A 26,095-nucleotide genomic window follows, 5' to 3' on the forward strand; every position below is an offset into this window, starting at 1 on the left:
CGGCGATTGGGCCTCAGCCTTCCTGCAACGCCCGAGGTCGCCCGCTGCGCTGTTCGTCCGCACCGCCCTGGGCCTTCTGCAACTGGAAGTCGAACTTCAGCAAGGCATGGCGCCCCGCAGCGTCTTCATGGAACACCACCTCCCCCACCAACCCGTCACGGGTCGCATAGGCAAAGTCGTCCCACAGGTACTTGTCGCCCGACAGGTTGATCTGCGTGGTCAGGTGGCGATGCCCAGGCGCCGAGATGAAGAAGTGCACGTGGGCCGGACGCTGGCCGTGGCGACCGAGCAGGTCCAGGCACTCCTGGGTCGGGCCCTGCGGGTCGCAGCCGTAGCCCGATGGCACGATGGAGCGGGCGCGGTAGCGGCCTTGGGCATCGGTGATGATGCGCCGGCGCAGGTTGTAGTCGGACTGGCTCGGATCGAAGAACGAATAGGTACCACGGGTGTTGGCGTGCCACAGGTCGACCGTGGCGCCGGCCAGGGGACGGCCTTGCGGGTCCAGGACCTGGCCTTGGAGGAACATCACCGTGGCCACGCCCTCCTCGCTGCCATCGTCCATGCGCACCTCACCCTGGGCAATGGGCGCGCCGGCGACGTACAGCGGGCCTTCGATGGTGCGCGGGGTGCCACCGCGTAGCCCGGCCTGCTCATCCTTGGCATCCTGCAACAGGTCGAGAAAGTGCTCGATGCCCAACCCCGCCACCAGCAGCCCGGCCTCACCGCGACTGCCCAGGCGGTTGAGGTAATCCACGGCGTGCCAGAACTCGTCCTCGCTGATGTCCAGGTCTTCGATCAGGCGTGCGGTGTCCTGCAGCACACGTTGGACGATGCGTTTCAGGCGCGGGTTGCCATCGTCGTTGCCCAGGCCTGCGGCTTGCTTGAAGAACGCCTGAATGTCGGGGGTGTGGGAAATCTTCACGGTCATGTCGGTTACCTCATCTTGTTCTTGTGCAAATGGCCTGGCTCAACGGTCGTCGGTGTGGATCGACGATGGGTGGCGGCACAGGCCGTCCACCTCGATGTCCATGTAGGGGAACAGCGGCAGCTGCAGCAGCGTGTCGTGCAGCGCCTCGACGCTGGGCACGTCGAACACGCTGTAATTGGCGTAGTGCCCAGCGATGCGCCACAGGTGGCGCCAGGTGCCCTCGCGTTGCAGGCGCTGGGCCAGTTCCTTTTCGTCAGCCTTCAGTTGCGTGGCCTTGGCCGGGTCCATGTCGGCCGGCAGTTTCACGGTCATCTTCACGTGGAACAGCATGGTGTTCTCCTAGGGTCAGCGGCGGGCAAAGCGCGCCAGGCGGTGTTCGTCGAGGGTCAAGCCAAGGCCCGGGGTGCGCGGCACGTGCAGCTGGAAGTCGCGGTACACCGGCGGCTCGTTGACGATTTCTTCGGTCAGCAGCAGTGGCCCGAACAGCTCGGTGCCCCAGGTCAGCTGGCGCAGGGTGACAAAGGCATGGGCCGAGGCCAGGGTGCCGATCGAGCCTTCGAGCATGGTCCCGCCGTACAGCGCGATGCCCGCAGCCTCAGCGATCTGCGCGGTGCGTAGCACGGCGCGGGGGCCGCCGTTCTTGGCGATTTTCAGGGCAAAGATGCTGGCGGCACCGTCCGCGGCCAGGCTGAACGCGTCCTCGACGCTTTCGATCGACTCGTCGGCCATGATCGGCGCCGGGCTGCGCTGGTTCAGGCGCACCTGGCCGCTGCGGTTGTGGCGCGCAATCGGCTGCTCGATCAAGTCGATGCCGTGGTCGCCCAGCACTTGGCAGGCGCGGATGGCCTGGGACTCGTCCCAGTACTGGTTGACGTCGACCCGCACGCTGGCACGCTGGCCCAGTGCGCGTTTGATCGCTACCACATGGTCCAGGTCCTGTTGCAGCGGGTTGGCACCAATCTTGAGTTTGAACACGCGGTGGCGGCGCACCTCCAGCATGTGCTCGGCCTCGGCGATATCGCGGGCAGTGTCGCCGCTGGCCAGGGTCCAGGCCACTTCCAGGGTGTCACGCACGCGCCCGCCCAGCAGCTCGCTGACCGGCAGGCCCAGGCGCTTGCCCTGGGCATCGAGCAAGGCGCTCTCGATGCCGGACTTGGCGAAGGTGTTGCCCTTGGCCAACGTGTCCAGCTGGAGCATGGCGGCGTTGATGTTGTCGGCCGGCAGGCCGATCAAGGCCGGCGCCAGGTGCGCGTCGATGTTGGCCTTGATGCCCTCGGGGCTTTCGTAGCCGTAGGCGAGGCCACCGATGGTGGTGGCCTCGCCGATGCCTTCCACGCCATCGCTGCAGCGCAGGCGCAGCACCACCAGGGTCTGTTGCTGCAGGGTGTGCATGGCCAGCTTGTGCGGGCGGATGGTGGGCAGGTCGACGATGATTGCGTCCAGCCGTTCGATGGTCGGGCTTTTCATGCAAAATGCTCCAGTTCAGACAACGAAGGGTCAGGCTGCCGCCACCTGGGCGTGCCGCCGGCCGCTGGCCAGGTGCACGGCCATGGCCAGCGCGGCAATCGCGCCGGGGATGGCGAAGGCGATGAAGTTGAGTTGCAGCGGCAGGTTGATGCCCATCAGTGCACCGCCGAGCAACGGGCCGACGATGGCGCCGTTGCGACCGATGCCCGAGGCCCAGCCCAGGCCGGTGGAGCGCACCGACAGGCCGTACAGCTGGGCGGCACCGGCATACAGCAGGATTTGCGTACCGATGGTGGTGGCGCCGGCAATGAAGATCAGCAAGTACAACACCGGCATCGGGCTGTTTACACCCAGCAGGCTGATCGACAACGCTGCCGCCAGGAAAAACGCCACCTTGACCTTGACCAGGTTGTAACGGTCGCCCAGCCAGCCCCCAAGAATCGCCCCGGCCATGCCGCCAAAGTTCAGGGCCAGCAGGAACGACAGGCTCGAACCCAGGCTGTAGCCGGCGTTGGCCATCAGCTTTGGCAACCACGCGCTGAGCGCATAGACCATCAGCAGGCAGCAGAAAAACGCCAGCCACAGGGCCAAGGTGCGGGTAGCCAGGCCGTTACGGAACAAATCCAGCACCGAGCCGCCTTCACCTTTGCGCTCGGCCGCTTGCAACTGGTCGCCGGGCATTACATCGCAACCTGGGGCCAGGCGCTTGAGCAGCGTGCGCGCCTGCTCAGTACGCCCTTGGCGAACCAGAAAGCCAATCGACTCAGGCAGGTAGTAAAGAATCACCGGCAACAGCAGCAGTGGTATGGCGGCGGCGAAGAACATCGATTCCCAACCGAAACGCGGCAGCATGACAATACCCACCCCGGCCGAGAGCATGCCGCCCAGCGAATAGCCACTGAACATAAGCGCCACCAGCGTACTGCGCAGGCGCTTGGGCGCGTATTCGTTCATCAGCGCCACCGCGTTGGGCATCAGGCCGCCGCAACCCAGGCCGGCGATGAAACGGTAGATACCAAACTCGCTGGGGCTGCTGGCGAAGCCGTTGAGAATGGTGGCCCCCGAAAACAAGGCGAAACAGATGGCGATGCCTTTCTTGCGCCCGATGCGGTCGGCCAGGCTGCCGAAGGCCAGGGCTCCGAACATCATGCCGAACAACGCGTAGCTGCCCAGCGCGCCGGCCTGCAAAGGGCTCAGGCCCCACTCCTTCATGATCACCGGCAATACCACGCCGTAGATGAACAGGTCATAGCCGTCGAAGATCAGCAGCAGCCCACACCAGGCCATGATCATCCAGTGAAAGGCTGAGAAGCGGGCATTGTCGATGATCGGGTGCACGTCGATTGTGCGCATGGCATCTGTCTCTCTTGTTGTTTTTGTGGAGGAAAAGCGTGCCGGGGGTGGCGGTCAGCCGAGGTCGCCGCCCCCTACCGGCAGGGTTACACCGGTGATGTACGAGGCGTCGTCAGAGGCCAGGAACAAGATGGCGCCGACCTGCTCGTCGATGCTGCCGTAGCGGTGCATCAGGCTACTGGCGATGGTCTGGTCGACGATCTGCTGGTACCAGCGCTTGTCCTGCTCGCTTTGTTCGGCGTCGTTGCGAGGCACGCGCCGGGGCGGCGCTTCGGTACCGCCGGGAGCCGTGGCGTTGACCCGGATACCACGGCCGGCGGTCTCGAAGGCCAGGCAAGCGGTAAGCGCGTTAACCCCCCCTTTGGCGGCGCCGTAGGGCACGCGGTTGACGCCGCGCGTGGCAATCGACGAGACGTTGACGATGGCGCCGCTGCCACGTTCGAGCATGTGCGGCAACGCCGCGTGGCAGCACCACAAGGTGGGGAACAGCGAGCGGCGCACTTCGGCCTCGATCTGGGCGACTTCGTAGTGCTCGAAAGGCTTGGCCCAGAGGGTACCGCCAACGTTGTTGATCAGGATGTCGAGGCGGCCGAAGGTTTCTACCGCCGTGGCCATGACCCGTGCGCAGTCGCCATGGTGTTCGAGGTCGGCGGTGAGGGTCAGCATGCCCTCCCCGGCCAGTTCGTGGACCAGCTCGGAGCGATCCACCGCCACCACCTGCGCGCCTTCGGCCTTGAGCCGCCAGCACACGCCACGACCAATGCCTTGCGCGGCACCGGTGACCAGGGCGACTTTGCCTTGGAATCTTGAATTCATCAGTCTTTCTCCATGCTGGCGCAAACGCTGGGGGAGCCAAGGAAATTCAGGCTGCCGCTGCGGCGAACTTCTCGTAGTAAAAGTTGGCCGGGGTGATGGCCTGCTCGCGCAGGTACTGGCTGACTGCCTCGACCATCGGTGGCGGCCCGCACAGGTACACATCCACATCCCCATCATTGAGGTGGCGCGGCTCGATGTGCTGGGTCACGTAGCCCTTGTGCGGGTACTGGCTGTCGGGGTTGGCCACGCAGGCACTGAAGGTGAAGTTGGCAATGCGCGCAGCCAGGGCCTGCAGGCGATCCAGCTCGACCAGGTCGAAATCGTTGGTAACGCCGTAGATCAAATGCAGCGGATGCGCGCTGCCCTGTTCGGCAATCTTCTCCAGCATGGCCGTGAACGGCGCCAGGCCTGTGCCGCCGGCCAGCAGTAACAGCGGGCGTTGGATCGGCCGCAAATAGAAGCTGCCCAGCGGCCCAGCCAGGCTCATCGGGTCACCTGCCTTGGCCAGGCCCGTGAGAAAGCGGCTCATCAGGCCGCCCGGCACGTTACGGATCAGGAAGCTGACTTCACCATCCCTGGGCAACGAGCTGAAGGAGTACGCGCGGCTCTGGTCGCTGCCCGGCACCTTGAGGTTGACGTACTGCCCCGGCAGGAACGCCAAGCGGCTCAGCGCCTCGCCCTTGATCGACAAGGCGATGGTGCTGGCGGAGAGTTGGCGCACGTCGCTGATGGCGGCCTCGAAGCTGGCCTGCTCGGTCTTGCACAGTTGCGAAGACGCCGGGATGCGCACCACGCAGTCGCTTTCGGCGCGCATCTGGCACGTCAGCACGTAGCCCTGGGCGATCTCGTCCCCGCTCAGGGCATCCTCGATGAAGTTGTCACCCAGGTCGTAGCACCCGGATTCGGCCTTGCACTTGCAGGTACCGCAGGCGCCATCGCGGCAGTCCAGCGGTATGTTGATGCCCTGGCGGTAGGCAGCGTCGGCCACGGTTTCATGGCCGCTGGCCTCGATGAAGCGGGTGACCCCGTCTTCGAAATTAAGCGCGATCTGGAAGCTCATGTTGCACCTCGCGGGCGAGCCGGGCCGTGGGTGCCAAGGGGCACCCCGGGCAGCTCGCGTTGCTGCGATTCAGATGTGGTAGATGTCGATGACCTGGCGCACGTAGTCGTTCTTGAGCACCACCTTCTTGGCCTTGATCAGCGGTTGTTCGCCGCGCAGGTCGAGGGTGTAGAAACTGCTGCCGAAGTAGCTGTCGGTGGTCTTGTAGCGAAAGCTCAGGGTGTGCCAGTTGAAACGCACCTGGCAGCTGCCCTCGTCCTGCTCGACGATCTCAATGTTGCTGATGTTGTGCGAGGTGCGGGTATCCGGCACGGTGGCACTGGAGCGCTCGGTCTTGATACGGAACACCCGGTCCTCGAGGCCGCCACGGTTGCCATACCAGATCAGTGAAATTTCGCTTTGCGGGTCTTGGGTAAGGCGATCGTTGTCATCCCAGGCGGGCATCCAGAAGCTTGCATCGCTGGCGTACAGTTCCAGCCACTGGTCCCACTGGGCATCGTCCAGGTAGCGCGCCTCGCGGTAGAGGAAGTCGCGCACGGTGTCATGAAGGCTCATTGCACCGCCTCCACGGGGATCAATTGCTGCTCCTGCTTGAGCGCCCGGATCATGGTGTCCTGCCAGTACTTGTGCTGGAGCACGAACAGGCCCTCATCCTCGGTGCGCACACCCGACAGCAGCGGCTTGAGCGCGATCTCCTGCGCCGCTTCGTCGGCACCTTCGACCCAATGGGCCGCACCCCGGGACATGTCGTTCCAGCCACTGCCGCCGCCGTAGCCGGTCTGGCAGGAGCGAAATTCCTCGAGGTCGTCGGGGGTGGCCATGCCACTGACGTTGAAGAAGTCTTCGTACTGGCGGATACGCTTGGCCCGGGCATCGGCGCTCTCGCCCTTGGGGGCGATGCAGTAGATGGTGATTTCGGTCTTGTTCACCGAAATCGGCCGGGCAATGCGGATTTGCGAGCTGAACTGGTCCATCAGGTAGACGTTGGGGTACAGGCACAGGTTGCGCGAGTTCTCGATCATCCAGTCGGCGCGGGCCTGGCCGAAATCGGCCGCCAGTTGCTCGCGGCGCTCGTAGGCCGGGCGGTCCTGGGGGTTGGCCCAACGGGTCCAGAGCAGCAGGTGGCCGTGGTCGAAGGAATAGAAGCCGCCCCCCTGCTTGGCCCAGGCGCCGGCGCTCATGGTTTTGATCTCTTCACCCGCCTCGCGCTGCTTGCGCTGATTCTGGGTGGCGGCGTAGTTCCAGTGCACAGCGCTTACGTGGTAACCGTCGGCGCCGTTCTCGGCGGTCAGCTTCCAGTTGCCTTCGTAGATATAGGAGCTGGCACCGCGCAGCACTTCCAACCCCTCGGGGGATTGGTCGACGATCATGTCGATGATCTTGGCCGACTCGCCCAGGTGCTCGATCAGCGGTTTGACGTCGGCGTTGAGGCTGCCGAACAAAAAGCCCCGGTACGACTCGAAGCGGGCGACCTTGGTCAGGTCGTGGGAGCCCTCGCAGTTGAAACTGGCGGGGTATCCGGCATTGCTGGGGTCTTTGACCTTGAGCAGTTTGCCGCTGTTGTTGAACGTCCAGCCATGGAATGGGCAGGTATAGCTGGTACGGTTGCCGCGCTTGTGCCGACACAGCATGGCGCCGCGGTGGCTGCAGGCGTTGAGGAAGGCATTGAGCACCCCGTCCTTGTTGCGCGCGATGAAGACCGGCTGGCGCCCCATGGTCAGGGTGAGGAAGTCGTTGTTCTCGGGAATCTGGCTTTCGTGCGCCAGGTAGATCCAGTTGCCCTCGAAGATGTGCTTCATCTCCAGGTCGAACAGCCGTGGGTCGGTGAACATCTCGCGCTTGCAGCGGTAGATGCCTTTTTCACGGTCGTCCTCGAGCATGGCATTGAGGTAGTCGAATCCCAGGGACATGGCCAGGGTCTCCATTGTTATTGTTCAGACCGGCTCAGGTTAGGGGCTGCCCGTGGGAGGCAATATCCGCTTCGTGCAAAGCGCTATCCGTTTTCTGCAAGGCAGGGCAAATGATCACGTCCATAGCAATTATCAATTGAATGCCTCGCCCGACCTGAAGTAAGCTCGGGCTCATTCACTGGAGAGCAACATGCCGAAACATACCTGCAACCACGCCAACCACACCGGTCGCCACCTGCGCCCAGTGCTGGCCGTTGCCGGCTGCAAGGCTGCTGCCAGCTTTTATTTTGGGTATTGGTTTAGCCACTAGGCGCCGCTGATACCCACACGGCGCCCACCTTCGAGGGGCCGCCGAACATGAGAATACTCAAACCCCCGGTCGGCTCCCCGACCGGGGGTTTTGCTTTTCAGGCCTTTGAACTTTACCGATTCACATTGAGGACACAGTCATGAACTACGCCACTGATTACTACGCAAGCACCTACGCCTGGCGATTTAGCCAATCCCGTTCGGGCCAGCCTGCCGCCTCCGATCGGTCCGTCCACGGTGGCAATGCTGCAGCCAACTTGAATTCAACGATCAGTCGAACACCTCGATAGGGGCCGATCGAGCGGGTCAGAACCCGCCGTCCGCCCAGGGAACCTACGCCATGCAAGCCTCGAACCTCGCTCTGCCCCTGACCCAGCCACACGCTGCCAACACCACCGTCAGCCGCCGCCTGCCCAGCCCGCACCTGCTCAAGCAGCAGATGCCACTTTGCGTTGAACATGCCCAGAACGTACAGGCCCACCGCCAGGCCATTCGCGCCATCCTCGAAGGCCGCGACCCACGCCTGCTGGTCATCGTCGGCCCGTGCTCGATCCACGACCCGCGCTCTGCCCTGGAATACGCCGACCGCCTCGCCGCCCTGAGCCGCGAAGTTGACGACAAGATGCTGCTGGTGATGCGCGCCTACGTGGAAAAACCACGCACCACGGTGGGCTGGAAAGGCTTGGCGTACGACCCGCACCTCGACGGCAGCGACGACATGCATGCCGGCATCGCCCTGTCCCGAGGGCTGATGCTGAACATGATCGAGCGTGGCTTGCCAATTGCCACCGAGCTGCTGCAACCAATGGCTGCGGGCTACTTCGACGACTTGCTCGGCTGGGCCGCCATCGGCGCGCGCACCACCGAGTCGCAGATTCACCGTGAGATGGTCAGCGGCCTGGCGTTGCCGGTCGGTTTCAAGAACGGCACCGACGGCGGTGTTGCCATTGCCTGCGACGCGATGCGCAGCGCTGCAGCCCCGCATCGCCACTTCGGCATGGACGCGCAGGGCTTCCCGGCGATCATCGAGACCCTGGGCAACCCGGACACTCACCTGGTCCTGCGCGGCGGGCACAAAGGCCCGAACTACGATGCCAACAGCATTGCCCTGGCCCGCCAGGGGTTGGCCAAGGCCGGGCTGCAGGCGCGGATCATGGTCGATTGCAGCCATGCCAACAGTGGCAAGGACCCGGCCCGTCAGCCAGCGGTGTTCGAAGACGTGCTGGCCCAACGCCTGGGCGGTGATACGTCGATCGTCGGGGTGATGCTCGAAGGCCACCTGTTCGATGGCTGCCAGGCCCTGGGCAAGGGCCCGCTGAAGTACGGTGTATCGATCACCGATGGCTGCCTCGGCTGGACGGCGACGCAAACCCTGCTGCGCGAGGCCGCGGCACGTATGTAGGACGCGTACGGCAAGCCTTGCGAGACAACCCCCAAGCAAGTGCGCTAGGCTTGCCCTTTTCACCCAAGGAGTAGTACCCCATGGCACGCGCCACTGCCCGTCACATCCTCGTCAACAGCGAAGAAAAATGCAACGAGCTCAAAGCCCAGATCGAAGCCGGGGCCGACTTCGCTGAAATCGCCAAAGCCAACTCCACCTGCCCATCCAGCCGCCAAGGCGGTGACCTGGGTTCGTTCGGCCCAGGCCAGATGGTCAAGGAATTCGATACCGTGGTGTTCAGCGCCCCGGTGAACACCGTGCAGGGCCCGGTCAAGACCCAGTTCGGCTACCACCTGCTAGAAGTGACCAGCCGCCAGGATTAAGTCCTCACCGGCGATGACCATCCTTGTGGGAGCGGGTTTACCCGCGAATACGCCTTTGCAGACAATCCCTTTGTCCAGACGGGCCGCTTCGCGGGCATTCCTGCTTCCACAGCTACTGTGGGGGCTTGTCCTCCTATGCCTGGGTGGTGCAGCGCATGCCGCCCCTACCCACGCACTCACCGTCTACGGCGAAGCGCCCCGCTACGCTGAAAGCTTCCGCCACTTCGATTACGTCAACGCCAACGCGCCCAAGGGCGGCATCCTGCGCCGCTCGGCCATCGAGATTGGCCAGTTCGACCACATCCTGCCGTACATCGACAAAGGCACCGGCGTCAGCCAAGTCGATGGCTGGCTGTACGCCCCGCTGGCCGTACGCTCGTTCGATGAACCCTACACCGTCTACGGCCTGATTGCCCGGCGCATGGAACGTGGCCCTGATGATGCCTGGCTGCGCTTCGAGATCGACCCGCGGGCGACCTTTGCCGACGGCACGCCAGTGCGCGCCGAGGATGTGCGCTTCACCTTCGACACCCTCATGAACAAGGGCAGCCTCAAGTACCGCACGCAGTTCGCCGATGTTGCCGGGGTCACGGTGGAAGGCCCGCGCTGGGTACGTTTCGACTTCAAGCAGCCCCACGGCCGTACCCTGCCCCTGGACCTCGCCAGCCTGCCAGTATTGCCCGAGCACGACTGGCAGGGCCGCGACTTTGCCAACGGCGCCGGCTTCGACAAGCCGGTGGGCAGCGGCCCCTACCGGATCGGCCGGCTCGACAATGGCCGCAGCATCACCTTCGAGCGGGACCCGAACTGGTGGGCCAGGGACCTGCCGGCCAGCCGCGGGCGCTTCAATTTCGAGCGGATCCGCATCGAGTATTTCGGCGACACCGAAGTGGCGCGCCAGGTGCTCAAGGGCGGTGGCTACGATTACAACCGTGAATTCTCCGCCACCGCCTACACCTTGGGCTACAACGGTGCCCAACTGGACGATGGCCGCCTGCAGCGCGCCCACCTGGGGCCGGCCAAACCACAGATCGCACAAGGCTTCGTGTTCAACCTCGACCAGGCGCCGTTCAAGGACCGCCGCGTGCGCCAGGCCCTGGGCATGCTGTGGGATTTTGAATGGAGCAACCGGCAGATGATGCGCAACCTGTACATCCGCCAGCAGAGCGTGTTCTCCAATACCCCGCTGGCTGCCCGCAACCCACCGGATGCCGGCGAGTTGCAACTGCTCGAGCCACTGCGGGGCCAGGTCCCTGACGAAGTCTTCAGCCAGGTCTTCACCGCCCCGGTGACCGACGGTTCAGGGATCATCCGCGCGCAGCAGCTGCAAGCGCTGACCCTGCTGCCGCAGGCAGGTTGGCACCCTGACGGCGACCGCCTGGTCAATGCCCAGGGCCAGCCGCTGGCGTTTACCTTCCTCAATGGCCAGTCCGGGATCGAGCGCCTGCTGCTGCCGTGGAAGCGCAACCTGGCGCAGATCGGCATCACCCTGAACATTCGCAACGTGGACGCGTCGCAGTACGTCAACCGGGTAATGGCGCGGGATTACGACATGATCGTCACCGGCTACCCGGTGACCTTGTCGCCGGGCGCCGAGCTGTACAACTACTTCGGCTCTGCAGCAGCAAACGATCCTGGCTCGAACAACCTCATGGTGCTCAAGGACCCTGCGGTAGACAGCCTGATCGACGGCCTGGTGCGCGCCAACAGCGAAGCGGACATGCTACGGCACGCCCATGCCCTGGACCGGGTGCTGCAGTGGAACTACTACTGGATCCCCAACTACTACCCCCCGGGAACCTCGACCGTGTGGTGGAACCGCTTCGGCCGGCCGAGAACCCAGCCGGCCTATGACGAAGGCCTCGACACCTGGTGGGAAGTCAGCCCCGAGGCGCTGACCAACGTACAGATGGCCGAACGCCAGAAGGCCGCACCATGACGTCTTACATTCTGCGGCGCCTACTGCTGATCATCCCAACGCTGCTGGCCATCCTGTTGGTCAACTTTGCCATTGTCCAGGCCGCCCCCGGCGGCCCGGTCGAACAGGCCGTGGCGCGGCTGCAAGGTATCGGCGCTGCTGCGCCGGGCGCCCGGGCGGAGGTGGTGCACGGCCAATCACGCGCCACCCGTGGCCTGGACCCAAAGCTGATCGAAGAGATCAAGCGCCAGTACGGCTTCGACAAATCCGCGCCTGAGCGGCTATGGCTAATGCTTGGCCAGTATGCGCGGCTGGACTTCGGCCAGAGCTTCTTTCGCGGTGCCAAGGTCACCGACCTGATCCTCGACAAGTTGCCGGTGACCTTGTCGCTGGGCTTCTGGGCCACGCTCATCACCTATTTAGTGTCGATCCCCCTGGGTATCCGTAAGGCAGTACGCCACGGCAGCCGCTTTGACACCTGGAGCAGCGCACTGATCGTGATCGGCTATGCCCTGCCCTCATTCTTGTTCGCCTTGCTGCTGATCGTACTGTTTGCCGGTGGAACGTCACTGAACTGGTTCCCGGTGCGCGGCCTGGTGTCAGACGACTTCGACCAGCTCAGCCTGCTAGGCAAGATCGCCGACTACTTCTGGCACCTGGTGCTGCCGGTAGGCTCGCTGGTGATCGGGGGCTTTGCGACCCTGACGCTGCTGACCAAGAATGCCTTTCTTGACGAGATATCCCGCCAGTACGTGGTCACGGCCCGGGCCAAGGGCCTGAGCGAGCGCCGAGTGCTATATGGCCATGTACTGCGCAACGCCATGCTGCTGGTGCTGGCCGGCCTGCCCCAGGCATTGATCACGGTGTTCTTTGCCGGTTCGCTGCTGATCGAGGTGATCTTCTCCCTCGATGGCCTTGGCCGCATGAGCTACGAGGCGGCGGTGTCGCGTGATTACCCGGTGGTGTTCGGGACGCTGTTCATCTTTACCCTGGCCGGCCTGCTGATACGCCTGATCGGCGATTTGTCCTACACCTTGCTCGACCCACGCATCGACTTCGACGCAAGGACGCACTGATGCTCTCGCCTGTTTCACGTCGCCGCCTGCAACGTTTTCGCCGCAACCGCCGTGGCTGGGTTTCGCTCTGGCTGTTCGCCGGCCTGTTGCTGCTCAGCCTCGGGGCTGAGCTGGTGGCCAACGACAAGCCCTTGCTGCTGGGCTACAAGGGCGAACTGTATGTGCCTGCGCTCAAGCGCTACAGCGAGCAGCAGTTCGGCGGCCAGTTGCCGTTCCAGCCGGATTACCGCAGCGCCTATGTGCGGCAATTGATCCAGCGCCAGGGGGGCTGGATGCTGTTCGCGCCCATCCCGTTCAGCGCCGACACGCCCAACTATGACCTGCTGGTCCCCACCCCCAGCCCACCGAGCAGCAGCAACTGGCTGGGCACCGACGACCAAGGCCGCGACGTGCTGGCACGGGTGCTGTATGGCACCCGGGTTTCACTGCTGTTCGCCTTTGCCCTGACCGTGGTCAGCGTCTTCATCGGTGTGGTCGCCGGGGCCCTGCAGGGCTACCACGGCGGCTGGGTCGATCTGCTAGGGCAACGGGTGCTGGAGGTGTGGTCCGGTTTGCCGGTGTTGTACCTGCTGATCATCCTCAGCGGCTTCGTCGAACCGGACTTCTGGTGGCTGCTGGGCATCATGGCGCTGTTCTCGTGGTTGGCCCTGGTCGATGTGGTGCGCGCCGAGTTCCTGCGTGGGCGCAACCTGGAGTACGTCAAGGCCGCCCGCGCGCTGGGCCTGCCGGACACTCAGGTAATGCTGCGGCACATCCTGCCCAACGCGATGAATGCCACGCTGACCTACGTGCCGTTCATGCTCACTGGAGCCATTACCACGCTGACAGCGCTCGACTTTCTGGGCTTTGGCATGCCCGCCGGAAGTGCTTCGCTAGGGGAACTGGTGACTCAGGGCAAGCAACACCTTGAAGCCCCTTGGCTTGGATTCACTGCGTTTTTCACCTTGGCCGTGGTGCTGTCTTTGCTAGTGTTTATCGGCGACGCCTTGCGCGAGGCATTCGACCCACGGCGTTAAGTGGGCTCCAGGCCACAGCTTGCGCACGCACCTGATGCGGTTCCCCCTCTCCGGTCCACGGCATGTCCAAGGAGCTCTCGCATGACCCTTAAAGGCAAGACTGCACTCATCACCGGCTCCACCAGCGGCATCGGCCTGGGCATCGCCCAGGTACTGGCCCGGGCAGGGGCCGATATTCTGCTCAACGGTTTCGGCGACCCGGCACCCGCCCTGGCCGAGATTGCCGGCCATGGCGTCAAGGCTGCTCACCACCCGGCCGACCTGTCCGATGTGGCGCAGATCGAAGCCCTGTTCGCCATGGCCGAGCGCGAGTTCGGCGGCGTCGACATTCTGGTCAACAACGCAGGCATCCAGCACGTGGCGCCCGTCGAGCAGTTTCCCGTCGAGAGCTGGGACAAGATCATCGCCCTCAACCTCTCCGCGGTGTTCCATGGTACCCGCCTGGCCTTGCCTGGCATGCGGGCGCGCAACTGGGGGCGGATCATCAACATTGCCTCGGTGCACGGCTTGGTGGGGTCGACCGGCAAGGCGGCATATGTGGCCGCCAAGCACGGCGTCATTGGCCTGACCAAGGTGGTGGGCCTGGAAACCGCCACGACGCCCGTCACCTGTAACGCCATCTGCCCCGGGTGGGTACTCACCCCACTGGTGCAGAAGCAGATCGACGAACGTGCTGCCCAGGGCGGCGACCTGGCGCAAGCGCAGGCGGACTTGCTGGCCGAGAAGCAACCTTCGTTGGCCTTTGTCACGCCTGAGCACCTGGGCGAGCTGGTACTATTCTTGTGCAGCGAGGCCGCAAGCCAGGTCCGTGGCGCCGCCTGGAACGTCGATGGCGGCTGGCTGGCCCGGTAACGGGTCGCCAGGGCCTGGCGCTGGTCTTGCATTCGTTCAACTGCAAGGAGGCCCTATGCGCCCAACCCCAATGTCCGCGATCTTTGCCTTGGCCCTGGCGGTCACTGCGCCAGCCATGGCTGCCAGCCTGAAGGACGTCGCCCCCTACCCCGAGGCGGAAAAAGGCTTTACCCGCCAGGTCATCCACCTCCCAGCGCAAGCCGATGAGTCTGCCTACAAGCTCGAAATTCTGGCGGGCAAGACACTGCTGGTCGACTGCAACCTCCAGCGTCTGGGCGGCAGCCTGGAGGAGCGTACGCTCGAAGGCTGGGGCTACAGCTACTACCGACTGGACAAGGTCGGTGGCCCGGCCAGCACCCTGATGGGTTGCCTGGACGACAAGAAGACCCCCGCCTTTGTGCCGGTGGTCGGTGAAGGCTTCATGCTGCGTTATAACAGCAAGCTGCCGGTGGTGGTGTACGTGCCAGAAGATATCGAGGTGCGTTATCGCGTGTGGTCGGCATCGCAGGATGTGCAAAAGGCCAACGTGGAGTAACGCTCCGGCGACCTGCCATAACCGGGCGCAGGGTGCCTGAGCCGTTGCAGGCCCGCACGGGCGCCGCGCGATCAGGCATAATGCGCCCTTTTTTTGCCCCGAAACACAGGTGCCCCATGAAAGCGCAAGCCCGCCACATTCTGGTCAAGACCGCCGACGAAGCTGAAAAGCTCAAGCAGCGCATCGCCAACGGTGAAGCCTTCGACGTGCTGGCCAAGAAGTTCTCCACCTGCCCGTCAGGCAAGCGTGGCGGCGACTTGGGCGAGGTGCGCCCGGGGCAACTGGTGGGTGCGATCGATCAGGTGATCTTCAAAAAGGCCCTGCGTGTGGTGCACGGGCCGATCAAGAGCAAGTTCGGGTATCACCTGGTGCAGACGTTCTATCGCGATTGATTGATAGCGGCGCGCCACCTGGCATTTTTGCCAGTTGCCGTACTGCGCGTATTTAACTACAACGCATACAGGGCCGGAGCGGCGCCCATCGGCGTATCCAGGTAGTGGCCGGGTTCAAACGGACACGGAGACCTGCCAATGCGTTACACCCCTCTGATTGCTATCGCCGCCCTGCCCTTGCTCACCCTTCCATTGCCCAGCCATGGGCAGAACCTGACAGTGTCCGCCGGCGACACCTTGGGCGCTGTTTCGCAAACCCCGGCCGTCGACGACTTCACCATGACCGGGGGTACGGTCCAGTCGCTGAACCAGGGTGAGGGCTACGACACCTTCAACATGTCGGGCGGGCACATCATCGGCGCCTTCGAGGATGGCGACCGGGCCATTTTCAGCGGCGGCCGCATTGGCAGGGTGGACCTCAAGCTGGCCGACAACTACTTTGAAATGTCCCAGGACACCGCTGTCGAAACACGCATCGATGGCAACCTGGTGAGTGGTTTCGGCAATGACACCCTCATCCTTCGTGGCGGCACCATTGGGGGCAACATCAGCACCAGCGGTGGCGTGGATAACATCACCATCAGTGGCGGCAGCCTACGCGGCAATGTCCTGGCCAGCGCAGGCGATGATGTATTCAACTGGTCTGGCGGCACCCTCGGCGGCCGGGTCGACATGGGGCTGGGCAACGATCAGGCGAACATCAGCAATCTGGATACCGACACCCTCACCATTGTCCTGGACGGTGGCGACGGCAATGACAGCTTGCGCTTTGCCAACAGCCAGGTGCTCGGCGGTACCCTTTACCGCAACTGGGAGGCGATCAGCCTGGCCGACAACAGCCGCCTCACGCTCGATGACACGCTTACCCTGGGCGACAGCAACAGTGGCACCGGCACGTTGAACCTGGATGCCAGCAGCGTGCTGTTGTCCCGCCAGGGTACGGTAACGGCGTTCAACCCGTCGCAGCCTACGATGGTCATCAACGCCGGTATGCTCGACCTGAGTGGTGGTAACGATGCCCAGGGCCGCCTGGTCATCAACGGCAACTACCAAGGCAACGACGGCGTGCTACGGGTGAACAGCGTGCTGGCCGGGGACAACGCCCCTTCGGACCGTCTGGTGGTCAGCCAAGGCACGCTCAGCGGCCGCACCCAACTGCTGGTCAACAACCTGGGCGGTGCCGGCGCTGCCACGCCGCAAAACGGCATCCAGGTCGTCGAGGCCCGCGACGGCGCTACCAGCACTGCAACCGCGTTCGTCCAGACCCAGACACTGTCTGCGGGTGCCTTCGATTACCGGCTGTTCAAGGGGGGCGTGACCGCAGGCTCGGAGAACAGCTGGTTCCTGCGCTCCACCCTGGTCGCAGCCCCGCCCCCTGCAGCGCAAACGCCACCGGTTGAAGAAGGTACACCGGGGGTGGCACCGGCCATCACGCCCCCGGTGGCAGCCCCTGCGCCTGGCCAGGCCGAACTGCCTGCGCCGGTGGCCGGAGAAAGCGCGCCCCTGTATCGCCCCGAAGTGCCAGTGTACGCCGCCGCGCCGCGCGGCGCGGCGATCATCGCCCGCCAGGCGCTGGGCACTTTCCACCAGCGCCAAGGGGATCAGCAGTTGCTCAGCGGCCAGGGCGGCGTTCCTGCCGCCTGGGGGCAAGCGTACGGCGGTGGGCTGCGCCAGCAATGGAGCGGTACGGTCAGCCCGCGCCTGGAGGGCGATGTGTATGGTTTCAAGGTTGGCCAAGACCTGTATGCGCACGTCGGCGACAACGGCTACCGACAGCAGATGGGGGTGTACGTCAGCCATAGCCGCCTGGACGCTGATGTCAAAGGCTTTGCCCTGGCGGTCGAAGACCGCAGCGTGGGTGACCTCAAGCTCGACGGCGACAGCGCGGGGGCCTACTGGACGCTGGTCGGTCCGCAACAGGCATACCTTGATGCCGTGGTGCAATACACCGCGCTCGATGGCCGTGCACGCTCCGATCGCGGTGACAAGCTGAACATCGACGGCCACGCCTGGACCGCGTCGCTGGAAGCCGGCTATCCGATCCAGGTGGCCGAGCGCTGGAGCGTGGAACCGCAGGCGCAACTGGTCGCTCAGAAGGTCTCGCTGGACAGTGCCAGCGACAGTGTCTCGCGTATTTCATACGACGCCCAGGTCGAACTGACCGGGCGGCTGGGCGTGCGCCTGGAGGGCGCCTTCAGCGGCAGCGGCGGCCGCCTGCTGCAACCCTACGCCCAGCTCAACCTGTGGCATGGCGACGGCGGCAGGGACACCCTGGTGTTCGATAACGTGGACAAGGTCAAGACTGACTACCGCTACACCTCGGTACAGCTCGAAACAGGTGTGGTTGCCCAAGTGAACCAGGCCTTGAGCCTGCACGGCGGCGTGCAGTACTCAAGCAACTTGGACAGCCGCCAGCAGCAAGCCAGTGGCGTGAACCTGGGCGTACGCTGGCAGTTCTAGCGACGTGCCGCCAGCAAGCCCAGGCCTGCACAACCGAGCAACCCGGCGCTGACGCGGTTGAACAGCCGGCGCGGCGCGGGCTGGTTGAACCAGCGCTGCAGATAGGTGCCAAGGCCGGCGTAGAGGGCGATCGCCGCCCATTCCAGCAACAGGAACAGCACCCCCAGCCAGAGGAACTGCTCGCTCACCGGGGTGGCGCTGCCCACCGACACGAACTGCGGCAGGAAGGCCGTGAAAATCAGGATGGCCTTCGGGTTGCCCGCCGCCACCCAGAACTCCTGCCGGGCCAAGCGCCAGGTGCCACGCGGGTGATCGCTCGCCACCACGGCCTCGCCCACCGGGGCGCGCCACAGTTGCCAGGCGATGTAGAACAGGTACGCCGCGCCGACCACCTTGATCACCAGGAACAGGTATTCGCTGGTGTGCAGCACCACCGCCAGGCCCATCGCCGCCAGGGCGATCATGCCGCTGAAGGCGATGATGCGCCCCCCGCCAGCCACGCACGCGGTACGCAAGCCATAACGGCTGGCGTTATGCAGCGACAGCAGGTTGTTGGGCCCCGGCGCCATGTTCAGGGCAAAACAGGCGGGGATGAATAGCAACAGGCTCGACAGGTCCATTTTGTTCTCCAGGAAATCTGCCGCTACTGTCGATGCCTGAGCACGGTGCGGTCAAGGTACAGCCGCGGGTAAAAACTGTACGGTCAGGCGCCCTGCACTGCTAAGCTTGCGGCCTTGCCGAGGACTTCTGCATGCCCAGTACCCGCTCCCAACTCTGGCGTGACCCCGCATTGCCCTGGGTCGAGAGCCGGCGTGCCTGCCATAGCCGTGCCTGCTATAAAGCGCACAGCCACCCGACCTTTTCCATCGGGGCAGTGGATGCCGGGCACAGCCGCTTTAGCGGTGCAAGCGGCGGGCCGCAGCGCCTGACGCCCGGCACCTTGGTGCTGGTGCCGGCGCGTCGCGTCCACGCCTGCAACCCCGAACCCGGCCAGGCGTGGAGTTACCAGATGCTGCATGTAGGGGCCGACTGGCTGGCGCGCTTGCGGCTGGAGTCGGGGCTGAAGGCGGCCGAGCCCGGCGCCCCCGCACGTATCAGCGGCGCACCGGCGCTTTATCGGGCGTTTTGTGCGCTCAATGCACTGCTGTTTTCCGCGGCTGACAACACCGAAAAGGAAGCTGCGGTCGTGGCGTTCATGGGTGATCATGACTTTTCGGTACATCCTGCACTGGCCGCGGCCCCTGCCCCGACGCTGGCAATGCCGACGCTGCGGGGCCTGATTGAGCGCATCGAGACCGAGCAGCCCGAGCCGCTGGGCCTGGAAACCCTGGCCGAACAGGCGGGTCTGGGCCGTTATCAGTTGATCCGGGCGTTTCGCGCCGCCACCGGGCTTACACCCCATGCCTATCTGGTCAACGCCCGGGTCAATCGAGGGCGCATACTGCTGCGTGAAGGGTTGGCACTGGCTGAGGTGGCCTACCAGCTGGGCTTTGCCGACCAGAGCCATTTCCAGCGGGTGTTCAAGGCGCATGTGGGCGTGACGCCAGGGCAATACCGGCTGGGCTGACACCACTGCAATTTTCTTCAATACGTCACGTCGGGCCGCCACCACACTGCCGCTTTCCCCGTTGAGAAAGCCTACCCATGGAGCAGTTCCTGATCGTCGCCCTCGCCCACTTCCTTGCCTTGCTCTCGCCGGGTCCGGACTTCTTTCTGGTCGCCCGCACCTCGGTCAATGCCGGGTGGCGGATCGCCAGCGGTGCCTGCCTGGGCATTGCCCTGGCCAATGGCGTGTTCATCGCGGTGGCCTTCGCGGGCCTGGCCATCCTGCGTGAAGGCAGCACCTTGTTCATCAGCTTGCAACTGGCCGGTGCAGCCTACCTGCTGTACATCGGCACGCTGTTCGTACGCCATGCCGGCCAGACCGAGCTGGCCGCAGTGCATACGCACCGGGCAACCACCAGTTGGTGGCGTGGCCTGGGCATGGGGTTGGTGTCGGGTATCCTCAACCCGAAAAACGCGCTGTTCTATGCCAGCCTCGCCAGCATGGTCGCCAGCAGCAGCGCCGGCTGGAAGTGGCTGTATAGCGCGTGGATGTTCGCGGTCGTGCTGCTATGGGACTTGCTGGTCGCTGTGGCCATCGGCAACCAGCGCGTGCTGCGGCGCTTCGCGCGCGCCCTGCCCTGGCTGGAACGGGCTTCAGGGATCATGCTTGTTGCCCTGGCCGTTGCGCTGCTGGTGCATCTGCTGCGGGGCTGACCAGCGTCAGGCTGGCCAGGTCCATCAGGCTGAAACAGCCGCTGGCCCAGCCGCCGGTGTCCAGGTGCCAGACATTACCCAACTGCCTGGCCTGCAACACGGGCGTGTGCCCAACCAGCAAGGCCCTGAGCCCATCGACGGGCGTTGTGTCAGCGTCCTTGAGGCGCTGCCGTGACCACTGGCACACCTCGCGCACGTGGGGGTCGTCATCGAACAGGAGGCTATCGCGCAACGTGGGCCAGTCAGTGAACGGGCTGTCGGCATGCAGCAGGCCCACCGCACCCGCCGCTGTCTGCACCTCTATGGCAATCGGCAACTGCAAAAACTGCTCGACGAACACTTCCTGCTCCGATCGGGGTTTGTCGAGAAACCAGCCACCGCCCGCAGCACGGTACATGTCCAGGTCCAGGCGCCCGCCACGCAGGTAAGTGATCGCCAGCGCCTCATGGTTGCCCTGCACGGCGTGAAACCAGGGCTTGGCGAGCCATGTAAGCGCGTCTTCACTGTGCGGCCCGCGGTCGACCAGGTCTCCGACGCTGAACAGCCGGTCCACTTCCGGGTTGAACGCCACATCGGCCAGGTACTGCTCCAGGCGCCGAAAATGCCCGTGGATATCACCCACGGCCAGGTCACGCCCCTTGCTGTTGGCGGCTACCCGCCGAAACCGGCTCATTACAATCTTCCTCTGTCGCAGCCCCTTGGCAGGCGTAAAATGGAGCGACCGCAGCCCGCCCCGGAGGTGCATCATGCGTATCGCTCTCGTCGGTGCCGTGCTCATGGCGCTATCAGTCAACAGCATGGCACAAGGCACCCCTGCTGCGCAGGTCGAGGTGCGTTTCAACCATCCGGAAAAATTTCGCGACGCGAGCCTGGACAGCGCAGGCTACGAGCGCGGCGCCGACAGCTACGTCATGACGACGCTCACCCAGTACCTGCAGAAACTTGGCCTGCGCTATCTGCAACCCGGCCAGCAACTGGTCATCGACATCAGTGACATCGACCTGGCCGGCCGCTTCGAGCCCTGGCACAGCCGCGCCTACGACGTGCGCTTCATGCGCGATATCACCTGGCCGAGCATCGACCTGAGCTACACCCTGAGCCAGCCCGGCAAACCCGACCAGCAGGCCAAGGAGCGGGTGAGCGACAAGATGTACCTGAGCCGCCCTGGCCGCAGTGCCAGCAACAGTGACCGCCTGTACGCCGAGAAAGCCATGCTCGATGACTGGTTCCGCCAGCGTTTCGCTGCCCACCCGGCTTCGTGAATTACCCTTCACTGGTACAGGCTAACGTGCCGGTAGTATGCTCGGGCCTTCGACCTGTACCAGGGAAGGGACGCATTGATGAAACTCTGTGCCGTGCAATGGGCATCGCAAAAGGGCGATCTGGCCGCTAATCTCAGCCGCCATTTGCGCTGTATCGAGCAGGCTGCGACGCTAGGTGCCGACGTGGTGGTGTTCCCCGAACTGTCCCTGACCGGCTATGAACCTGCGCTGGCCCGAACGCTGGCATTGCCCGCCAGCACCGATCTACTCACGCCACTGCAGGCGCTCTGTGACCGGCTGGGAATCACGGCAGCCGTAGGCCTGCCGCTGTCGACCGCCGAAGGCATCCGCATCGGCATGCCGATCCTGCGCCCTGGCCTACCGCGCCTGACGTATGCCAAACAACGCCTGCATGCTGACGAACTGCCGTTCTTCACGGCGGGTGACCAGCCCATGGTGTTTGCGGTCGGGCAGCGGCAGCTGGCGCCTGCCATCTGTTATGAATCCATGTTCATGACCCATGCCGAAGCAGCACAGGCGCTGGGCGCCGAGCTTTACCTTGTCAGCGTGGCGAAGACTGCCAAGGGCATTCGTGAAGGCCATGAGCACTATCGGCAGGTCGCCTGCAGCCTGGGTATCCCGGTGCTCATGGCCAACTGCGTGGGCCCCACCGACAACTTCACAGGTGCCGGCGGCTCGGCGGCCTGGGATAACCACGGCAACCTGCTGGCCGTTCTGGACGACCGACAGGAAGGCTTGGTCCTGCTCGACATCGCGAACAACAGCGCCCTCGGCGTGCCGCTGGATGCCTCTATTGTATGAAGTACCTGCTTTTTACGTTGGCCAGTTTTGCCGCTACTTACTACCTGGTTGGCCTGTTGATCCAGGGCCAGTTGGCTGAGATCGCCGAAGGGTTGCGGCACCGGCCCGATGCGCCGACTCCCGGGCAATACCTGCGCGAAGTCAGGCCGCAGGCCCGTCGGGCGCACCGGCAGTACACGCTGATGGCGGGGTCAGTAGTGGCCTTGGTCGTTTGCCTGATTGTGTACGGGTTGAGCTGAGGGCGGCACACCCGGCTACACGTCCAGCGCCAAGCTTTGGCGGCCTTCCAGCGCCAACAGGTACTGCTTGGCCGGCAAGCCGCCGGCAAACCCGGTCAGCCCCCCGGACGCGCCAATCACCCGGTGGCACGGCGCGATGATGGAAATGGGGTTGCGTCCGTTGGCAGCGCCCACGGCCCGTACCGCGCTGGGGTTGCCAATCTGGCGGGCAATGTCGCTGTAGCTGCGCGTCTGGCCAAAGGGAATGGTCAGCAACGCCGCCCATACCTGGCGCTGGAACTCGGTGCCGGCAAAGTCCAGGGGCAGTTCGAAACACCGGCGCGAGCCTGCGAAATACTCACCCAGCTGGTGCGCGGTTTCGCGCAGCACCGGGTGCTGGTCATCGCGGTGCAACTCGCCCAGGCGCACGCGGTTTTCCCGTTCCTCTTCCCATAGCACGGCAGCCAGCCGTTCGTTGCGAGCCACCAGCGTCAGGCAGCCGACTGGGGATGGCATGAAGGTGTAGGCGCTGGACATGCGACGTTCTCGTTCTGTGGCAAAGTCAGCGCACTGTAACGCCGCCCCCTGGGCCTGCGCACCCGCTTTCTTGCGCAAGCAATTGCTCATGCGGCAATACGGCGAGCCTCTGCCAGGTTGATCCGCGGGACCAACGCCGGGGGGATGCGGGAACTGGCCGATACGTTGTACACACGAAAATGTTCATCCATCACCTGCTCGGCCATCAGGGTCAGCGCTGGCAGGATACGGCTGTGCCAATGCTGATCGAGGCCACAGGGTGAATGTTCGCCGTCATCGGTTTCATAGAAGCGGCCCACCGATTGGTCAAGGTCCACCCCGACCAGCAGCACCTGCTCGAAACCCAGGTGATAGGCCAGTTGCAAGGCCACATACACCACCGTGCGAGCATCGTAGTAGCCAATGGAAAGGTCCTTGCTGAACGCGATCGAACGGCCTCGCTTGCTCCATAACGCCCGGCTGCAGACATGGCTGGCTCCGCCTCCGCGCAGGCAGTCGAATACCCCAGGATTGGCGGCCTTGTGCAGCGGGTAGCACTCGGTACCCGGCGGGATGTCGGCCCCCGCGAACTGCTCAGGCCATAAGGCAAGGCGTTCACTGTCACGCAACGCGAGGGCAAATAGCGCAGGCTGTTGATCGCGAAAGCTCTTGTCGGTGCACACGTAGAAAAAAGGTTTCACGGCACAGGCGGCAGTGAGCGCGACGGAGCCGTTCATGGCGATGATCGGCAGGTGAGCGAACTCACCCAGCGGAAAATGCCGGGCGGAGGCGCCGGACGCAAGAATCACCACGGTACCCTGCTGGGTATTGCGACACGCCTCAAAACTGGAGAACGCCCCGCGTTCAGCATTGAGCTGCGACGGAAGTGGGTTCATCAGGTACATCTTCTGTTTTGTTTATACAAAACAGAATAACCACCCCTGAACAACCCGCGACCTTTTTTACAAAAACCTTACACGAATCGACCAGCGGGTCTCAAAACGTCTTGGCCAGTCGGCAGCAGGCCGCGCTTTTATTCATGAGTCGCCTTGATGGTTATCTGCTACCAGACTAATACTTAGGGCTCTGCCTGGGGAGGCACCAAGTATGCAACCGAGATTCGTTATCGTACCGGCTGTACCCCTCGAAAAGGAGTCCTTGCGCATCGGTAGCAGGTACTGTGCGGCTACCGTATGCGCAGGCTTCGACATCTACGACAACTATGCGAAGGAGCGGCTCAAGCCCAGCTACCCGAGCAGGACCGCGGCAGAAGTGCAGTGCCGGCGCATGAACCTGGCCGGCGAGGTGCATTGACGCTTGTGTTGGGGGTGGGTTGCCCTACCCCCGCGCAGGCTACCGAACTGGCGTGTCAGAGGGTGCTGTGGGGTACATCTTCGTCCTCGCCCGCCTGCCATCCGGCAATGAGCCGCTCGGCGTTCGCTTCGCAATCCATCCCCTGCGGCTTGCGCTCGATACCCGCGATAACCGCCAGCAACTGCGCCCGGTTCTGCGCCAGTCGCTGCTGCATGGCTTCGATTTCCGCCACTTTGCGCTTGAGGCTGGCCAGCAACAGGTCATGACGTGCGGCACCGGCACCCGATGCCTGGGTGAGCGTGCGCATTTCCTCCAAGCTGAACCCTGCCTGCTGGCCACAGGTAATGATTTCCAGCGACCGCACCACCTGTTCGGGGTAATCCCGATAGCCGTTGCCCAGGCGCCGGGCTTCGATCAGCCCACTGGCTTCATAAAAACGAATGCGTGAAGCACTCAGCCCGGTGCGCCGGGCCAGTTCGCCAATTTTCATGTTAGGTAAAATGCCCTCTTGACCTTAAGGTTTACTTTAACCTTAGCCTTCTCCAAAACCCAACCCTGCCGCGGCCCGGTCCGATGCACGGCATTTTTTGGAGAGATCACCATGCGCCCCTTCCAACCCCTGCGTCTGCCCAATGGCAGTGTCATTCCCAACCGCATTGCCAAGGCGGCCATGGAGGAAAACCTGGCCAACCCGGACCAGACCCCATCCGATCAATTGCTGCGCTTGTACCAAGCGTGGGCCGAGGGCGGCGCTGGGCTACTGCTGACCGGCAATGTCATGATCGACCCTGCCGCCATGACCGGTCCCGGCGGCGTCATGCTCGATGACAGCCAGCCATTGCAGCGTTTTCGCCAATGGGCTCAGGCTGGCCGCGCCAAGGGTGCGCAGTTCTGGATGCAGATCAACCACCCGGGGCGGCAAATGCGCGCGCACCTGGGCCAACCTACCGTGGCACCTTCGGCCATTGCCTTGGACATGGGAAGCCTGTCCAGGCTGTTCCCCCTGCCCCGGGCCTTGGATGAAGAGGAAATCGCCGCGCTGATCCACCGTTTCGCCCGCACCGCCGCCCTTGCCGAAGAGGCCGGCTTCAACGGTGTGCAGATCCATGCTGCGCATGGTTATCTGCTGAGCCAGTTTCTGTCGCCTCTGAGCAATCAGCGCCAGGACCGCTGGGGCGGCAGCCTGGAGAATCGCGCGCGCTTGCTGCTGGAGGTGGTCAAGGCCGTACGTGCAGCAGTGTCCCCAGGTTTTGCCGTGGCCGTGAAGCTCAACTCGGCAGACTTCCAGCGCGGCGGTTTCGAACCCGCCGACGCGCGCCAGGTAGTGTTATGGCTGAATGAACTGCCGGTAGACCTGGTAGAGCTGTCAGGCGGCAGTTACGAGGCACCTGCGATGCAGGGCGATACCCGTGACGGCCGTACCCTGGCCCGCGAAGCCTACTTCCTGACATTCGCCAGCGAAATTGCCAGCATTGCCAGAATGCCCGTGATGGTTACGGGCGGCATCCGCCGTCTGCCGGTGGTCGAACAGGTGCTCGACAGTGGCGTGGCCATGGCCGGAATCGCCACCGCCTTGGCCATAGACCCCACGCTGCCCAAACGCTGGCAAGGCGGCCAAGCCAGCGCGACGGCCCAACTGCAGCCCATCCGCTGGAAGCGCAAGGCGTTCGCCGCGCTCGCCTATATGGCGCTGGTGAAAATGCAAATGCGCCGGCTGGCGGCCGGAAGCCGAGCCAAGGGACAGGCTTGGCCACTGCGCGCCGTGCTGCTGGAGCAATGGTGCACCCTGCGCCGGGTGAGGCAGTACAGGCGTATGATGAATAGCCGACTGGGTTGATGCTGTGCCAT

At 64.1% G+C, this 26,095-nt stretch carries 29 protein-coding genes; 16 read left to right on the plus strand and 13 right to left on the minus strand.

What is annotated here, in order from left to right; translation table 11 throughout:
• Positions 1 to 13: 13 nt before the first annotated feature.
• The 8 genes from catA to benA all read right to left on the minus strand — a co-directional run bounded on the left by catA (position 14) and on the right by benA (position 7,534).
• On the minus strand, positions 14 to 928 hold the full coding sequence (catA, locus tag L6D80_RS02690) for a catechol 1,2-dioxygenase (protein WP_176513977.1): 915 nt from the start codon (positions 926 to 928) through the stop codon (positions 14 to 16).
• Positions 929 to 967: 39 nt separating this feature from the next.
• A complete protein-coding gene (gene catC, locus L6D80_RS02695; protein ID WP_176513979.1) occupies positions 968 to 1,258 on the minus strand; it encodes a muconolactone Delta-isomerase in 291 nt (96 codons plus the stop codon).
• Positions 1,259 to 1,273: 15 nt separating this feature from the next.
• A complete protein-coding gene (locus L6D80_RS02700; protein ID WP_176513982.1) occupies positions 1,274 to 2,395 on the minus strand; it encodes a muconate cycloisomerase family protein in 1,122 nt (373 codons plus the stop codon).
• A gap of 30 nt (positions 2,396 to 2,425) precedes the next feature.
• Positions 2,426 to 3,748, minus strand: coding sequence for an MFS transporter (locus L6D80_RS02705; protein ID WP_054899518.1), 1,323 nt, complete (start codon positions 3,746 to 3,748; stop codon positions 2,426 to 2,428).
• Between the two features lie 54 nt (positions 3,749 to 3,802).
• Complete coding sequence (locus tag L6D80_RS02710; RefSeq protein ID WP_176513984.1) at positions 3,803 to 4,564, minus strand: 1,6-dihydroxycyclohexa-2,4-diene-1-carboxylate dehydrogenase; 762 nt, start codon at positions 4,562 to 4,564, stop codon at positions 3,803 to 3,805.
• A 46-nt stretch (positions 4,565 to 4,610) separates the two neighbouring features.
• On the minus strand, positions 4,611 to 5,624 hold the full coding sequence (benC, locus tag L6D80_RS02715; RefSeq protein WP_054899520.1) for a benzoate 1,2-dioxygenase electron transfer component BenC: 1,014 nt from the start codon (positions 5,622 to 5,624) through the stop codon (positions 4,611 to 4,613).
• Between the two features lie 69 nt (positions 5,625 to 5,693).
• Positions 5,694 to 6,179, minus strand: coding sequence for a benzoate 1,2-dioxygenase small subunit (gene benB, locus L6D80_RS02720; protein WP_176513986.1), 486 nt, complete (start codon positions 6,177 to 6,179; stop codon positions 5,694 to 5,696).
• Positions 6,176 to 7,534: a benzoate 1,2-dioxygenase large subunit gene (gene benA / locus L6D80_RS02725; protein ID WP_176513988.1), complete on the minus strand. Its 1,359-nt coding sequence runs from the start codon at positions 7,532 to 7,534 to the stop codon at positions 6,176 to 6,178. Before benA ends, benB begins: the two co-directional genes overlap by 4 nt.
• Before the next feature lie 649 nt (positions 7,535 to 8,183).
• Between benA and L6D80_RS02730 the strand changes: the two genes are divergently transcribed.
• The 9 genes from L6D80_RS02730 (at position 8,184) to L6D80_RS02770 (ending at position 17,856) form a co-directional block, all read left to right on the plus strand.
• On the plus strand, positions 8,184 to 9,245 hold the full coding sequence (locus L6D80_RS02730) for a 3-deoxy-7-phosphoheptulonate synthase (RefSeq protein ID WP_054899522.1): 1,062 nt from the start codon (positions 8,184 to 8,186) through the stop codon (positions 9,243 to 9,245).
• Positions 9,246 to 9,325: 80 nt separating this feature from the next.
• Positions 9,326 to 9,607 (plus strand): peptidylprolyl isomerase, encoded by a 282-nt coding sequence (locus L6D80_RS02735; RefSeq protein ID WP_054899523.1) that lies wholly within the window; start codon positions 9,326 to 9,328, stop codon positions 9,605 to 9,607.
• Between the two features lie 13 nt (positions 9,608 to 9,620).
• Positions 9,621 to 11,546 carry an extracellular solute-binding protein gene (locus tag L6D80_RS02740; RefSeq protein ID WP_176513990.1) on the plus strand — a complete coding sequence of 642 codons (1,926 nt, stop codon included), beginning with the start codon at positions 9,621 to 9,623 and terminating at the stop codon, positions 11,544 to 11,546.
• On the plus strand, positions 11,543 to 12,601 hold the full coding sequence (locus tag L6D80_RS02745; RefSeq protein ID WP_054899525.1) for a microcin C ABC transporter permease YejB: 1,059 nt from the start codon (positions 11,543 to 11,545) through the stop codon (positions 12,599 to 12,601). Before L6D80_RS02740 ends, L6D80_RS02745 begins: the two co-directional genes overlap by 4 nt.
• On the plus strand, positions 12,601 to 13,617 hold the full coding sequence (locus L6D80_RS02750; RefSeq protein ID WP_176513992.1) for an ABC transporter permease: 1,017 nt from the start codon (positions 12,601 to 12,603) through the stop codon (positions 13,615 to 13,617). The genes L6D80_RS02745 and L6D80_RS02750 overlap by 1 nt, the downstream gene beginning before the upstream one ends.
• A gap of 81 nt (positions 13,618 to 13,698) precedes the next feature.
• Positions 13,699 to 14,469, plus strand: coding sequence for a 3-hydroxybutyrate dehydrogenase (hbdH, locus tag L6D80_RS02755; RefSeq protein ID WP_054899527.1), 771 nt, complete (start codon positions 13,699 to 13,701; stop codon positions 14,467 to 14,469).
• Positions 14,470 to 14,524: 55 nt separating this feature from the next.
• The gene (gene eco / locus L6D80_RS02760) at positions 14,525 to 15,004 is read left to right on the plus strand and encodes a serine protease inhibitor ecotin (protein WP_054899528.1); all 480 of its coding nucleotides are present in this window, start codon (positions 14,525 to 14,527) and stop codon (positions 15,002 to 15,004) included.
• 116 nt (positions 15,005 to 15,120) lie between these two features.
• Positions 15,121 to 15,396 carry a peptidylprolyl isomerase gene (locus L6D80_RS02765; protein ID WP_054899529.1) on the plus strand — a complete coding sequence of 92 codons (276 nt, stop codon included), beginning with the start codon at positions 15,121 to 15,123 and terminating at the stop codon, positions 15,394 to 15,396.
• Between the two features lie 138 nt (positions 15,397 to 15,534).
• Positions 15,535 to 17,856 carry an autotransporter family protein gene (locus L6D80_RS02770; RefSeq protein WP_176513994.1) on the plus strand — a complete coding sequence of 774 codons (2,322 nt, stop codon included), beginning with the start codon at positions 15,535 to 15,537 and terminating at the stop codon, positions 17,854 to 17,856.
• On the opposite strand, the gene L6D80_RS02775 is transcribed toward L6D80_RS02770, so the two are convergent.
• On the minus strand, positions 17,853 to 18,476 hold the full coding sequence (locus L6D80_RS02775) for a LysE family translocator (RefSeq protein WP_054899531.1): 624 nt from the start codon (positions 18,474 to 18,476) through the stop codon (positions 17,853 to 17,855). The two genes, L6D80_RS02770 and L6D80_RS02775, sit on opposite strands and share 4 nt — an antisense overlap.
• Positions 18,477 to 18,607: 131 nt before the next feature.
• On the opposite strand from L6D80_RS02775, the gene L6D80_RS02780 reads away from it, so the two are divergent.
• Together L6D80_RS02780 and L6D80_RS02785 are read left to right on the plus strand one after the other, a co-directional pair.
• Positions 18,608 to 19,423 (plus strand): helix-turn-helix transcriptional regulator, encoded by an 816-nt coding sequence (locus L6D80_RS02780; RefSeq protein WP_176513996.1) that lies wholly within the window; start codon positions 18,608 to 18,610, stop codon positions 19,421 to 19,423.
• A 77-nt stretch (positions 19,424 to 19,500) separates the two neighbouring features.
• Positions 19,501 to 20,115: a LysE family translocator gene (locus L6D80_RS02785; RefSeq protein WP_176513998.1), complete on the plus strand. Its 615-nt coding sequence runs from the start codon at positions 19,501 to 19,503 to the stop codon at positions 20,113 to 20,115.
• Here the strand turns inward: L6D80_RS02785 and L6D80_RS02790 are convergent.
• Positions 20,063 to 20,788 carry a metallophosphoesterase gene (locus tag L6D80_RS02790; protein WP_176514000.1) on the minus strand — a complete coding sequence of 242 codons (726 nt, stop codon included), beginning with the start codon at positions 20,786 to 20,788 and terminating at the stop codon, positions 20,063 to 20,065. The two genes, L6D80_RS02785 and L6D80_RS02790, sit on opposite strands and share 53 nt — an antisense overlap.
• Before the next feature lie 73 nt (positions 20,789 to 20,861).
• On the opposite strand from L6D80_RS02790, the gene L6D80_RS02795 reads away from it, so the two are divergent.
• The 3 genes from L6D80_RS02795 (at position 20,862) to L6D80_RS02805 (ending at position 22,438) form a co-directional block, all read left to right on the plus strand.
• Positions 20,862 to 21,377, plus strand: coding sequence for a DUF3016 domain-containing protein (locus L6D80_RS02795; protein WP_054899535.1), 516 nt, complete (start codon positions 20,862 to 20,864; stop codon positions 21,375 to 21,377).
• A gap of 78 nt (positions 21,378 to 21,455) precedes the next feature.
• Positions 21,456 to 22,199, plus strand: a complete 744-nt coding sequence (locus L6D80_RS02800; protein ID WP_054899536.1) for a carbon-nitrogen hydrolase family protein — start codon at positions 21,456 to 21,458, stop codon at positions 22,197 to 22,199.
• A complete protein-coding gene (locus L6D80_RS02805; protein WP_054899537.1) occupies positions 22,196 to 22,438 on the plus strand; it encodes a hypothetical protein in 243 nt (80 codons plus the stop codon). Before L6D80_RS02800 ends, L6D80_RS02805 begins: the two co-directional genes overlap by 4 nt.
• Before the next feature lie 15 nt (positions 22,439 to 22,453).
• Here L6D80_RS02805 and L6D80_RS02810 read toward each other — a convergent pair whose 3' ends face one another.
• Positions 22,454 to 22,954 carry a methylated-DNA--[protein]-cysteine S-methyltransferase gene (locus tag L6D80_RS02810; RefSeq protein WP_054899538.1) on the minus strand — a complete coding sequence of 167 codons (501 nt, stop codon included), beginning with the start codon at positions 22,952 to 22,954 and terminating at the stop codon, positions 22,454 to 22,456.
• A gap of 86 nt (positions 22,955 to 23,040) precedes the next feature.
• Positions 23,041 to 23,829 carry a lipopolysaccharide biosynthesis protein gene (locus tag L6D80_RS02815; protein ID WP_176514002.1) on the minus strand — a complete coding sequence of 263 codons (789 nt, stop codon included), beginning with the start codon at positions 23,827 to 23,829 and terminating at the stop codon, positions 23,041 to 23,043.
• Between the two features lie 211 nt (positions 23,830 to 24,040).
• On the opposite strand from L6D80_RS02815, the gene L6D80_RS02820 reads away from it, so the two are divergent.
• Positions 24,041 to 24,247: a hypothetical protein gene (locus L6D80_RS02820; RefSeq protein ID WP_054899539.1), complete on the plus strand. Its 207-nt coding sequence runs from the start codon at positions 24,041 to 24,043 to the stop codon at positions 24,245 to 24,247.
• 55 nt (positions 24,248 to 24,302) lie between these two features.
• Here the strand turns inward: L6D80_RS02820 and L6D80_RS02825 are convergent, their stop codons facing one another.
• Positions 24,303 to 24,737 (minus strand): MerR family transcriptional regulator, encoded by a 435-nt coding sequence (locus L6D80_RS02825; RefSeq protein WP_054899540.1) that lies wholly within the window; start codon positions 24,735 to 24,737, stop codon positions 24,303 to 24,305.
• Positions 24,738 to 24,848: 111 nt separating this feature from the next.
• Here L6D80_RS02825 and L6D80_RS02830 point away from each other — a divergent pair, with 111 nt between their 5' ends.
• Positions 24,849 to 26,084: an NADH:flavin oxidoreductase/NADH oxidase family protein gene (locus tag L6D80_RS02830; protein ID WP_176514004.1), complete on the plus strand. Its 1,236-nt coding sequence runs from the start codon at positions 24,849 to 24,851 to the stop codon at positions 26,082 to 26,084.
• Positions 26,085 to 26,095: the final 11 nt, after the last annotated feature.

The sequence above is a fragment of the Pseudomonas ceruminis genome, assembly GCF_021602025.1.
GTDB lineage: Bacteria > Pseudomonadota > Gammaproteobacteria > Pseudomonadales > Pseudomonadaceae > Aquipseudomonas > Aquipseudomonas ceruminis.